This window comes from Shigella sp. FC1567, from assembly GCF_001743015.1.
GTDB classification, from domain to species: Bacteria; Pseudomonadota; Gammaproteobacteria; order Enterobacterales; family Enterobacteriaceae; genus Escherichia; species Escherichia coli.
In genome coordinates this window covers 1-11345 of record NZ_MIIV01000046.1, presented here as the reverse complement: position 1 = coordinate 11345, position 11345 = coordinate 1, and the positions used below count along the sequence as shown (strand labels likewise).

12 protein-coding genes and 1 pseudogene are annotated in these 11345 nt (G+C 50.5%); 11 read left to right on the top strand and 2 right to left on the bottom strand.

The genetic code is table 11. The annotated features are described in order from the left end of the window. Window positions 1–200 (top strand): IS1 family transposase (locus BHE85_RS03995; RefSeq protein WP_000327172.1); only part of this gene is annotated, 200 nt, incomplete at its 5' end. Between the two features lie 14 nt (window positions 201–214). Further along, window positions 215–403: pseudogene (locus BHE85_RS03990) on the top strand (anti-adapter protein IraM); the annotation flags it as partial. Window positions 404–470: 67 nt separating this feature from the next. Here BHE85_RS03990 and icd read toward each other — a convergent pair. Then, window positions 471–1721 (bottom strand): NADP-dependent isocitrate dehydrogenase, encoded by a 1251-nt coding sequence (gene icd / locus BHE85_RS03985; RefSeq protein ID WP_000444488.1) that lies wholly within the window; start codon window positions 1719–1721, stop codon window positions 471–473. A gap of 171 nt (window positions 1722–1892) precedes the next feature. On the opposite strand from icd, the gene rluE reads away from it, so the two are divergent. From rluE to roxA, 8 genes are all read left to right on the top strand, one after another. Beyond that, complete coding sequence (gene rluE / locus BHE85_RS03980; protein ID WP_001248665.1) at window positions 1893–2546, top strand: 23S rRNA pseudouridine(2457) synthase RluE; 654 nt, start codon at window positions 1893–1895, stop codon at window positions 2544–2546. A 9-nt stretch (window positions 2547–2555) separates the two neighbouring features. Beyond that, window positions 2556–3017, top strand: coding sequence for a phosphatase NudJ (gene nudJ, locus BHE85_RS03975; protein ID WP_000476089.1), 462 nt, complete (start codon window positions 2556–2558; stop codon window positions 3015–3017). Window positions 3018–3070: 53 nt separating this feature from the next. Next, complete coding sequence (gene mnmA, locus BHE85_RS03970) at window positions 3071–4177, top strand: tRNA 2-thiouridine(34) synthase MnmA (protein WP_004984501.1); 1107 nt, start codon at window positions 3071–3073, stop codon at window positions 4175–4177. Between the two features lie 35 nt (window positions 4178–4212). Further along, entirely contained in the window at window positions 4213–4854 is a 642-nt protein-coding gene (hflD, locus tag BHE85_RS03965) for a high frequency lysogenization protein HflD (RefSeq protein ID WP_004984576.1), read from the top strand. Between the two features lie 3 nt (window positions 4855–4857). Continuing rightward, complete coding sequence (gene purB / locus BHE85_RS03960) at window positions 4858–6228, top strand: adenylosuccinate lyase (RefSeq protein WP_000423729.1); 1371 nt, start codon at window positions 4858–4860, stop codon at window positions 6226–6228. 167 nt (window positions 6229–6395) lie between these two features. After that, the gene (gene phoP, locus BHE85_RS03955) at window positions 6396–7067 is read left to right on the top strand and encodes a two-component system response regulator PhoP (protein WP_001265481.1); all 672 of its coding nucleotides are present in this window, start codon (window positions 6396–6398) and stop codon (window positions 7065–7067) included. After that, a complete protein-coding gene (gene phoQ, locus BHE85_RS03950) occupies window positions 7067–8527 on the top strand; it encodes a two-component system sensor histidine kinase PhoQ (RefSeq protein ID WP_000735412.1) in 1461 nt (486 codons plus the stop codon). The genes phoP and phoQ overlap by 1 nt, the downstream gene beginning before the upstream one ends. A gap of 75 nt (window positions 8528–8602) precedes the next feature. After that, window positions 8603–9724 carry a [50S ribosomal protein L16]-arginine 3-hydroxylase gene (gene roxA / locus BHE85_RS03945; RefSeq protein ID WP_001295435.1) on the top strand — a complete coding sequence of 374 codons (1122 nt, stop codon included), beginning with the start codon at window positions 8603–8605 and terminating at the stop codon, window positions 9722–9724. Between the two features lie 48 nt (window positions 9725–9772). Here the strand turns inward: roxA and pepT are convergent, their stop codons facing one another. Then, on the bottom strand, window positions 9773–10999 hold the full coding sequence (gene pepT, locus BHE85_RS03940) for a peptidase T (protein WP_000359437.1): 1227 nt from the start codon (window positions 10997–10999) through the stop codon (window positions 9773–9775). A gap of 181 nt (window positions 11000–11180) precedes the next feature. On the opposite strand from pepT, the gene BHE85_RS03935 reads away from it, so the two are divergent. Then, the coding region (locus BHE85_RS03935) for an IS1 family transposase (RefSeq protein WP_047664789.1) at window positions 11181–11345 on the top strand (165 nt) is incomplete at its 3' end.

Genomic DNA, 11345 nt, shown 5'->3' with positions numbered 1-11345 from the left:
GCTGGCCGCTGTATGAATCACGCCTGAAGGGAAAGCTGCACGTTATCAGCAAGCGTTACACTCAGCGCATTGAGCGACATAATCTGAATCTGAGACAACATCTGGCAAGGCTGGGACGGAAGTCACTGTCGTTCTCAAAATCGGTGGAGCTGCATGACAAGGTCATCGGGCATTATCTGAACATAAAACACTATCAGTAAGTTGGAGTCATTACCCGGTTAAGCTTGGTATTATCCTTCAGGAAAAAGAATATCCTATTACTATTTATAACATTGCACCATTCAACAAGAATTTATGGAGTTTACTCAAAAGCAGTCAAGAGTGTCCTCCAGGAGAAAGCAAAATAACAAATAAATGTTTACATAATAGTTGCATTATAAAAATATGCTCGATATGCTATTAATAATATCCACATAAATAAAACAACGGGCGTGTTATACGCCCGTTTCAATATTTAACTCATGGAGAGATTACATGTTTTCGATGATCGCTTCACCAAACTCTGAACATTTCAGCAGCTTAGCGCCTTCCATCAGACGTTCAAAGTCATAAGTTACGGTTTTCGCGTTGATAGCACCTTCCATACCTTTAACAATTAAATCAGCCGCTTCAGTCCACCCCATATGGCGCAGCATCATCTCAGCGGAGAGGATGATAGAGCCTGGATTTACTTTGTCCTGACCGGCGTATTTCGGCGCAGTACCGTGGGTGGCTTCAAACAGGGCGCATTCGTCACCGATGTTTGCTCCAGGAGCGATACCGATACCGCCAACCTGCGCTGCCAGGGCGTCAGAAATGTAGTCACCGTTCAGGTTCATACAGGCGATAACATCATATTCAGCCGGACGCAGCAGGATCTGTTGCAGGAATGCATCAGCAATCACGTCTTTAATGACGATCTCTTTGCCGGTGTTCGGGTTTTTAACTTTCAGCCACGGGCCGCCGTCGATCAGTTCACCGCCAAACTCTTCACGCGCCAGCTGGTAGCCCCAGTCTTTAAACGCGCCTTCGGTGAACTTCATGATGTTGCCTTTGTGCACCAGAGTCACAGAGTCACGATCGTTAGCAATTGCGTATTCGATCGCTGCACGAACCAGACGTTTGGTGCCTTCTTCCGAACACGGCTTAATACCGATACCACAATGTTCCGGGAAGCGAATTTTCTTCACCCCCATCTCTTCACGCAGGAATTTAATCACTTTCTCGGCGTCGGCAGAGTCTGCTTTCCATTCGATACCCGCATAAATGTCTTCCGAGTTTTCACGGAAGATAACCATATCGGTCAGTTCAGGGTGTTTAACCGGGCTTGGAGTGCCCTGATAGTAACGTACCGGACGCAGGCAGATGTAGAGATCCAGTTCCTGGCGCAGGGCAACGTTCAGAGAGCGAATACCGCCACCAACAGGAGTGGTCAGCGGACCTTTAATGGCAACGCGATATTCACGAATCAGATCAAGGGTTTCAGCAGGCAGCCAGACATCCTGACCATAAACCTGTGTGGATTTTTCACCGGTGTAAATTTCCATCCAGGAGATTTTACGCTCGCCTTTATAGGCTTTCTCGACTGCAGCGTCGACCACTTTCAGCATGGCTGGGGTTACATCTACACCGATTCCATCACCTTCAATGTAAGGGATAATCGGATTTTCAGGAACGTTGAGTTTGCCGTTTTGCAGGGTGATCTTCTTGCCTTGTGCCGGAACAACTACTTTACTTTCCATTCACCTCTCCTTCGAGCGCTACTGGTTTGCTCGTCTGCCACCACGTTGCATATGCGTTTGCGTCCTGCGATACGGATGCTTTAGAGCAATTTTTTGTTAATGATTTGTAATTGGCTTGTCAATACTACCCTATTGTTTGCCGTCATGAAAGATGCGCGTTATTAGGCTATAATGCGGCAATTCATAATCTCTGAAAATACCATGCAAAAAACTTCTTTTAGAAATCACCTGGTTAAGCGATTCAGCTCGCAACGTTCTACCAGGCGTAAACCTGAAAACCAGCCCACGCGTGTGATCCTGTTCAATAAACCCTACGATGTTCTTCCGCAGTTCACCGATGAAGCCGGACGCAAAACATTAAAAGAATTCATCCCGGTTCAGGGCGTTTATGCAGCAGGTCGTCTTGACCGCGATAGCGAAGGGTTACTGGTGCTGACCAATAACGGCGCGTTGCAGGCGCGTTTAACCCAGCCGGGCAAACGCACCGGGAAAATCTATTATGTGCAGGTGGAAGGTATTCCCACACAAGACGCACTTGAAGCCTTGCGCAATGGCGTAACCTTAAATGATGGCCCTACCCTGCCCGCCGGCGCGGAGCTGGTTGACGAACCAGCGTGGTTATGGCCGCGGAATCCACCAATTCGTGAACGCAAAAGTATTCCCACCAGCTGGCTGAAGATCACCTTATATGAAGGACGTAATCGCCAGGTGCGCCGCATGACCGCCCATGTTGGTTTCCCCACGCTGCGACTGATTCGTTATGCGATGGGTGATTACACTTTGGATAACCTTGCCAATGGCGAATGGCGAGAAGCAACAGAATAAGGATGCACAATGTTTAAACCACACGTTACCGTTGCTTGCGTAGTGCACGCAGAGGGTAAATTTTTAGTCGTTGAAGAGACGATTAATGGTAAAGCGTTATGGAACCAACCTGCCGGGCATCTGGAAGCCGATGAAACCTTAGTGGAAGCTGCCGCCCGTGAGCTATGGGAAGAAACCGGCATCAGCGCGCAACCGCAACACTTTATTCGTATGCATCAGTGGATTGCGCCAGATAAAACGCCGTTTTTGCGTTTCCTCTTTGCCATTGAGCTTGAGCAAATATGCCCGACCCAGCCTCATGACAGCGATATCGACTGCTGTCGTTGGGTCAGCGCCGAAGAAATTTTAAAGGCGTCAAATCTTCGTTCGCCGCTGGTGGCGGAAAGTATCCGTTGTTATCAAAGCGGGCAACGCTATCCGCTGGAGATGATTGGCGATTTTAACTGGCCTTTTACAAAGGGTGTCATCTAAAAGGCTGCGTGATAGAATACGCCGCCTTGAAGTTCAATGTCGTGAGTGATCCAATGTCTGAAACCGCAAAAAAAGTAATCGTCGGCATGTCCGGCGGTGTCGATTCCTCCGTTTCTGCCTGGCTGTTGCAACAACAGGGATATCAGGTTGAAGGCCTGTTTATGAAGAACTGGGAAGAAGACGACGGTGAGGAATATTGCACAGCGGCAGCGGATCTGGCTGATGCCCAAGCTGTCTGCGACAAGCTCGGCATTGAACTGCACACCGTTAACTTTGCTGCCGAGTACTGGGACAACGTCTTCGAACTGTTCCTTGCCGAATATAAAGCCGGTCGCACGCCGAATCCGGATATTCTGTGCAACAAAGAGATCAAATTTAAAGCTTTCCTCGAATTTGCCGCCGAAGATTTAGGTGCCGATTATATCGCTACCGGTCATTACGTACGTCGGGCCGATGTCGATGGCAAGAGCCGCCTGCTGCGTGGTCTGGACAGCAATAAAGACCAGAGCTACTTCCTTTATACGCTCAGCCATGAGCAGATTGCGCAAAGCCTGTTCCCGGTCGGCGAACTGGAAAAACCGCAGGTGCGTAAGATTGCTGAAGATCTTGGTCTGGTCACCGCGAAGAAAAAAGACTCTACCGGCATTTGCTTCATTGGCGAACGTAAATTCCGCGAGTTCCTGGGCCGTTATCTCCCGGCGCAACCGGGCAAAATCATTACCGTCGATGGCGATGAAATTGGTGAGCACCAGGGGCTGATGTATCACACTCTCGGTCAGCGTAAAGGTCTGGGTATCGGTGGCACCAAAGAAGGCACCGAAGAACCGTGGTATGTGGTGGACAAAGACGTCGAAAACAACATTCTGGTTGTTGCGCAGGGCCATGAACACCCGCGGCTGATGTCTGTCGGGTTGATTGCCCAGCAGTTGCACTGGGTCGATCGCGAACCATTCACCGGTACTATGCGTTGCTCGGTAAAAACCCGCTATCGCCAGACCGATATCCCTTGCACCGTCAAGGCGCTGGACGATGATCGCATTGAAGTGATTTTCGATGAACCGGTTGCCGCCGTGACGCCGGGCCAGTCTGCCGTCTTCTATAACGGTGAAGTGTGCCTCGGTGGCGGTATTATTGAGCAGCGTCTGCCGCTGCCGGTCTGATTATTATCTTTACTTAAAACAAGGAAGCAGTGAACGTGGCAAAGAATTACTATGACATCACCCTCGCCCTGGCCGGTATTTGTCAGTCGGCACGCCTGGTGCAACAACTCGCTCACCAGGGGCATTGTGATGCCGATGCGCTACACGTCTCACTCAACAGTATTATTGATATGAACCCCAGCTCGACGCTGGCGGTTTTTGGCGGTAGCGAAGCCAACCTGCGCGTCGGGCTGGAAACCCTGCTCGGCGTGCTCAATGCCAGCAGTCGCCAGGGCTTAAACGCCGAATTAACCCGCTACACACTCAGCTTGATGGTGCTTGAGCGCAAACTCTCCTCAGCGAAAGGCGCGCTCGACACTCTGGGCAACCGGATCAACGGCCTGCAACGCCAGCTCGAACACTTCGATTTACAGTCCGAAACGCTGATGAGCGCGATGGCTGCTATCTATGTTGATGTGATCAGCCCGCTTGGCCCGCGCATTCAGGTCACCGGTTCCCCTGCTGTACTGCAAAGCCCACAAGTGCCGGCGAAAGTTCGCGCAACCCTGCTGGCAGGCATTCGCGCCGCCGTGCTCTGGCACCAGGTCGGCGGCGGACGTCTGCAACTGATGTTTTCTCGTAATCGCCTGACCACTCAGGCAAAACAAATTCTTGCTCATTTAACCCCGGAGTTGTGATCTATGGAATTATCCTCACTGACCGCCGTTTCCCCTGTCGATGGACGCTACGGCGATAAAGTCAGCGCGCTGCGCGGGATTTTCAGCGAATATGGTTTGCTGAAATTCCGTGTACAAGTTGAAGTACGTTGGCTGCAAAAACTGGCCGCGCACGCAGCGATCAAGGAAGTTCCTGCTTTTGCTGCCGACGCAATCGGTTACCTTGATGCAATTGTCGCCAATTTCAGCGAAGAAGATGCCGCACGCATCAAAACCATCGAGCGTACCACTAACCACGACGTTAAAGCGGTTGAGTATTTCCTGAAAGAAAAAGTGGCGGAGATCCCGGAACTGCACGCGGTTTCTGAATTCATCCACTTTGCCTGTACTTCGGAAGATATCAATAACCTCTCCCACGCATTAATGCTGAAAACCGCGCGTGATGAAGTGATCCTGCCGTACTGGCGTCAACTGATTGATGGCATTAAAGATCTCGCCGTTCAGTACCGCGATATCCCGCTGCTGTCTCGTACCCACGGTCAGCCAGCCACGCCGTCAACCATCGGTAAAGAGATGGCAAACGTCGCCTACCGTATGGAGCGCCAGTACCGCCAGCTTAACCAGGTGGAGATCCTCGGCAAAATCAACGGCGCGGTCGGTAACTATAACGCCCACATCGCCGCTTACCCGGAAGTTGACTGGCATCAGTTCAGCGAAGAGTTCGTCACCTCGCTGGGTATTCAGTGGAACCCGTACACTACCCAGATTGAACCGCACGACTACATTGCCGAACTGTTTGATTGCGTTGCGCGCTTCAACACCATTCTGATCGACTTTGACCGTGACGTCTGGGGTTATATCGCCCTTAACCACTTCAAACAGAAAACCATTGCTGGTGAGATTGGTTCTTCCACCATGCCGCATAAAGTTAACCCGATCGACTTCGAGAACTCCGAAGGGAATCTGGGCCTTTCCAACGCGGTATTACAGCATCTGGCAAGCAAACTGCCGGTTTCCCGCTGGCAGCGTGACCTGACCGACTCCACCGTGCTGCGTAACCTCGGCGTGGGTATCGGTTATGCGCTGATTGCGTATCAATCCACCCTGAAAGGCGTGAGCAAACTGGAAGTGAACCGTGACCATCTGCTGGATGAGCTGGATCACAACTGGGAAGTGCTGGCTGAGCCAATCCAGACAGTTATGCGTCGCTATGGCATCGAAAAACCGTACGAGAAGCTGAAAGAGCTGACTCGTGGTAAGCGCGTTGACGCCGAAGGCATGAAGCAGTTTATCGACGGTCTGGCGTTGCCAGAAGAAGAGAAAGCCCGCCTGAAAGCGATGACGCCGGCAAACTACATTGGTCGCGCCATCACCATGGTTGATGAGCTGAAATAAACTCGTATCAGTGCCGGATGGCGATGCTGTCCGGCCTGCTTATTAAGATTATCCGCTTTTTATTTTTTCACTTTACCTCCCCTCCCCGCTGGTTTATTTAATGTTTACCCCCATAACCACATAATCGCGTTACACTATTTTAATAATTAAGACAGGGAGAAATAAAAATGCGCGTACTGGTTGTTGAAGACAATGCGTTGTTACGTCACCACCTTAAAGTTCAGATTCAGGATGCTGGTCATCAGGTCGATGATGCAGAAGATGCCAAAGAAGCCGATTATTATCTCAATGAACATTTACCGGATATTGCGATTGTCGATCTCGGATTGCCAGACGAGGACGGTCTGTCACTGATTCGCCGCTGGCGTAGCAATGATGTTTCACTGCCGATTCTGGTATTAACCGCCCGTGAAAGCTGGCAGGACAAAGTCGAAGTATTAAGTGCTGGTGCTGATGATTACGTGACTAAACCATTTCATATTGAAGAGGTGATGGCGCGAATGCAGGCATTAATGCGGCGTAATAGCGGTCTGGCTTCACAGGTCATTTCGCTACCACCGTTTCAGGTTGATCTCTCTCGCCGTGAATTATCTATTAATGACGAAGTGATCAAACTGACCGCGTTCGAATACACCATTATGGAAACGTTGATACGCAATAATGGCAAAGTGGTGAGCAAAGATTCGTTAATGCTCCAACTCTATCCGGATGCGGAGCTGCGGGAAAGCCATACCATTGATGTACTGATGGGACGTCTGCGCAAAAAAATTCAGGCACAATATCCGCAAGAAGTGATTACTACCGTTCGCGGCCAGGGCTATTTGTTCGAATTGCGCTGATGAAAAAATTACTGCGTCTTTTTTTCCCGCTCTCGCTGCGGGTACGTTTTCTGTTGGCAACGGCTGCGGTAGTACTGGTGCTTTCGCTTGCCTACGGAATGGTCGCGCTGATCGGTTATAGCGTCAGTTTCGATAAAACTACGTTTCGGCTGTTACGTGGCGAGAGCAATCTGTTCTATACCCTTGCGAAGTGGGAAAACAATAAGTTGCATGTCGAGTTACCCGAAAATATCGACAAGCAAAGCCCCACCATGACGCTAATTTATGATGAGAACGGGCAGCTTTTATGGGCGCAACGTGACGTGCCCTGGCTGATGAAGATGATCCAGCCTGACTGGCTGAAATCGAATGGTTTTCATGAAATTGAAGCGGATGTTAACGATACCAGCCTCTTGCTGAGTGGAGATCATTCGATACAGCAACAGTTGCAGGAAGTGCGAGAAGATGATGACGACGCGGAGATGACCCACTCGGTGGCAGTAAACGTCTACCCGGCAACATCGCGGATGCCAAAATTAACCATTGTGGTGGTGGATACCATTCCGGTGGAGCTAAAAAGTTCCTATATGGTCTGGAGCTGGTTTATCTATGTGCTCTCAGCCAATCTGCTGTTAGTGATCCCGCTGCTGTGGGTCGCCGCCTGGTGGAGTTTACGCCCCATCGAAGCCCTGGCAAAAGAAGTCCGCGAACTGGAAGAACATAACCGCGAATTGCTCAATCCAGCCACAACGCGAGAACTGACCAGTCTGGTACGAAACCTGAACCGATTGTTAAAAAGTGAACGCGAACGTTACGACAAATACCGTACGACGCTCACCGACCTGACCCATAGTCTGAAAACGCCACTGGCGGTGCTGCAAAGTACGCTGCGTTCTCTGCGTAGTGAAAAGATGAGCGTCAGTGATGCTGAGCCGGTAATGCTGGAGCAAATCAGCCGCATTTCACAGCAAATTGGCTACTACCTGCATCGTGCCAGTATGCGCGGCGGGACATTGCTCAGCCGCGAGCTGCATCCGGTCGCCCCACTGCTGGACAATCTCACCTCAGCGCTGAACAAAGTGTATCAACGCAAAGGGGTCAATATCTCTCTCGATATTTCGCCAGAGATCAGCTTTGTCGGTGAGCAGAACGATTTTGTCGAGGTGATGGGCAACGTGCTGGATAATGCCTGTAAATATTGCCTCGAGTTTGTCGAAATTTCTGCAAGGCAAACCGACGAGCATCTCTATATTGTGGTCGAGGATGATGGCCCCGGTATTCCATTAAGCAAGCGAGAGGTCATTTTCGACCGTGGTCAACGGGTTGATACTTTACGCCCTGGGCAAGGTGTAGGGCTGGCGGTAGCCCGCGAAATCACCGAGCAATATGAGGGTAAAATCGTCGCCGGAGAGAGCATGCTGGGCGGTGCGCGGATGGAGGTGATTTTTGGTCGCCAGCATTCTGCGCCGAAAGATGAATAAATATGTCCATACTTCACGCATTACGTTAAGCATCCGTTATAATCGGTTGCAGATACCAGCCTGTGGATGCTTAACATGGAATACCAACTCACTCTTAACTGGCCCGATTTTCTTGAACGTCACTGGCAGAAACGCCCGGTGGTGTTAAAACGCGGCTTTAATAATTTTATTGACCCGATCTCTCCAGACGAGTTGGCGGGTCTGGCGATGGAAAGCGAAGTTGACAGTCGACTGGTCAGTCACCAGGATGGCAAATGGCAGGTCAGCCACGGCCCGTTCGAAAGCTACGATCATCTCGGTGAAACCAACTGGTCATTACTGGTACAGGCAGTGAACCACTGGCATGAGCCGACCGCCGCGCTGATGCGACCGTTCCGTGAACTACCGGACTGGCGTATTGATGATCTGATGATTTCTTTTTCTGTACCTGGCGGCGGCGTCGGCCCGCATCTCGATCAGTACGACGTGTTTATCATTCAGGGTACCGGACGTCGTCGCTGGCGAGTGGGCGAAAAGCTGCAAATGAAACAGCACTGCCCACATCCGGATCTGTTACAGGTCGATCCGTTCGAAGCCATCATCGATGAAGAGCTGGAGCCTGGTGATATTCTTTATATTCCGCCAGGATTCCCGCATGAAGGCTACGCGCTGGAAAATGCGATGAACTATTCCGTGGGCTTTCGCGCGCCAAATACACGGGAACTGATTAGTGGATTTGCCGATTATGTGCTGCAACGTGAACTGGGCGGCAACTACTACAGCGATCCTGATGTTCCACCTCGCGCTCATCCTGCGGATGTTCTGCCTCAAGAGATGGATAAACTGCGTGAGATGATGCTCGAATTGATCAACCAGCCGGAACACTTTAAGCAATGGTTTGGCGAGTTTATATCCCAGTCACGTCATGAACTGGATATCGCGCCGCCGGAACCGCCTTATCAGCCAGATGAAATCTACGATGCGCTGAAACAAGGTGATGTGCTGGTGCGCCTGGGTGGTCTGCGCGTATTGCGCATTGGCGACGACGTGTATGCCAATGGTGAGAAGATCGATTCCCCGCACCGTCCGGCACTGGATGCACTCGCCAGCAACATTGCGCTGACTGCGGAGAATTTTGGCGATGCGCTGGAAGATCCGTCATTCCTCGCGATGCTCGCGGCGCTGGTCAATAGCGGGTATTGGTTCTTCGAAGGGTAAGTTTGGATTTAAGCCGGATGCGGCATCACATGCCGCATCCCTTTTCGCTTACTTCCGTTGCGCCGTTAACTCGGCAATACGGACGATCACCTGCACCGCTTTTTCCATACCTTCCAGAGTCACAAACTCATGCTTACCATGATAGTTGTAACCGCCAGTGAACAAGTTCGGGCACGGTAATCCCATAAACGACAACTGCGCGCCGTCGGTACCGCCGCGGATCGGTTTCAGTTCCGGTTCAATATCGCAGTCACGCATTGCCTGCTGGGCGATATCGAGAATATGCGGATGCTCAACCACTTTCTCGCGCATATTGTAGTAACTGTCTTCAATCACCAGTTCAATGTAGCAATCAGGATGTAACCCTTTGCCCACTTTTTTGGCGATCTCCATCATTTTACATTTACGCGCTTCAAACTGTTTACGGTCGAAATCACGGATGATGTAGTGCATATCGGCCCGTTCAACGGTGCCTTTCATGCCCGCCAGGTGATAGAAACCTTCATAGCCTTCTGTCATTTCCGGGCTTTCATCCGCCGGAACTTCCGCATGAATACGTGCCGCCAGCGACAGCGCATTTACCATCACTCCTTTCGCCGTGCCCGGATGAACATTGTTACCGACAATTTTGATATTGACCGATGCGGCGTTGAAGTTTTCAAACTCCAGTTCGCCTACGCCACCACCGTCAACAGTGTAAGCCCAGCGGGCATCGAAGGCATCAACATCAAAATGTTTCGCCCCTTTGCCCACTTCTTCATCCGGGGTAAAGGCGACGCGAATATCACCATGCGGAATGTTTTTCTGTTGCAATACCGCCAGCGCGGTCATGATTTCTGCAATACCTGCTTTGTCATCGGCACCTAACAAGGTTTTACCATCGGTGGTAATCAATGTCTGACCCAGTAGCTGATGCAGCACCGGGAACATAACCGGTGATAAAACTTCATCGCCGATACCCAGCGCAATATCGCCACCGCGATAGTTTTCAACAATTTGCGGATTAACATTTTTGCCGCTGCAATCCGGTGAGGTATCCACATGAGAAATAAAGCCAATCGCCGGGATATCGCCAGGGACGTTAGCCGGTAACGTCGCCATCAAAGTGCCCTTCTCACTTAAGGTCACATTGATAAGCCCCATTTCTTCGAGCTGCTCTTTCAGCAGATGCAATAACTTCCATTGGCCTTCCGTGCTGGGAACCTGTCTCACCCCTGCTTTTGATTGGGTATCCAGAGACACGTAGTTCAAAAATCGCTCAAGTAGTTTATCCATGTAGTCACCCTCACTTTTTGTGACAACATTATTAAGAAGCAAGAAAAGACAAATATTGCGTCAGGTCACTTTTACCCCTGCAAGCGGGAATATTTATCAGCATTACCTTAATGAATATAAAGCTAAGGTAATGCTGCCAACTTACTGATTTAGTGTATGATGGTGATTTTAAGGTGCTTGCGTGGCTTCCATTTCCATCAGATGTCCTTCCTGCTCCGCTACTGAAGGCGTGGTGCGTAACGGCAAAAGCACTGCCGGACATCAGCGCTATCTCTGCTCTCATTGCCGTAAAACATGGCAACTACAGTTCACTTACACCGCCTCTCAGCCCGGTACGCACCAGAAA

Excerpts from the sequence above, each read along its gene's own strand:
- phoP (WP_001265481.1), top strand. The coding sequence starts at position 6,396 with ATGCGCGTACTGGTTGTTGAAGACAATGCGTTGTTACGTCACCACCTT.
- phoQ (WP_000735412.1), top strand. The coding sequence starts at position 7,067 with ATGAAAAAATTACTGCGTCTTTTTTTCCCGCTCTCGCTGCGGGTACGT.
- rluE (WP_001248665.1), top strand. The coding sequence starts at position 1,893 with ATGCGGCAATTCATAATCTCTGAAAATACCATGCAAAAAACTTCTTTT.
- roxA (WP_001295435.1), top strand. The coding sequence starts at position 8,603 with ATGGAATACCAACTCACTCTTAACTGGCCCGATTTTCTTGAACGTCAC.
- pepT (WP_000359437.1), bottom strand. The coding sequence starts at position 10,999 with ATGGATAAACTACTTGAGCGATTTTTGAACTACGTGTCTCTGGATACC.
- purB (WP_000423729.1), top strand. The coding sequence starts at position 4,858 with ATGGAATTATCCTCACTGACCGCCGTTTCCCCTGTCGATGGACGCTAC.
- icd (WP_000444488.1), bottom strand. The coding sequence starts at position 1,721 with ATGGAAAGTAAAGTAGTTGTTCCGGCACAAGGCAAGAAGATCACCCTG.
- nudJ (WP_000476089.1), top strand. The coding sequence starts at position 2,556 with ATGTTTAAACCACACGTTACCGTTGCTTGCGTAGTGCACGCAGAGGGT.
- mnmA (WP_004984501.1), top strand. The coding sequence starts at position 3,071 with ATGTCTGAAACCGCAAAAAAAGTAATCGTCGGCATGTCCGGCGGTGTC.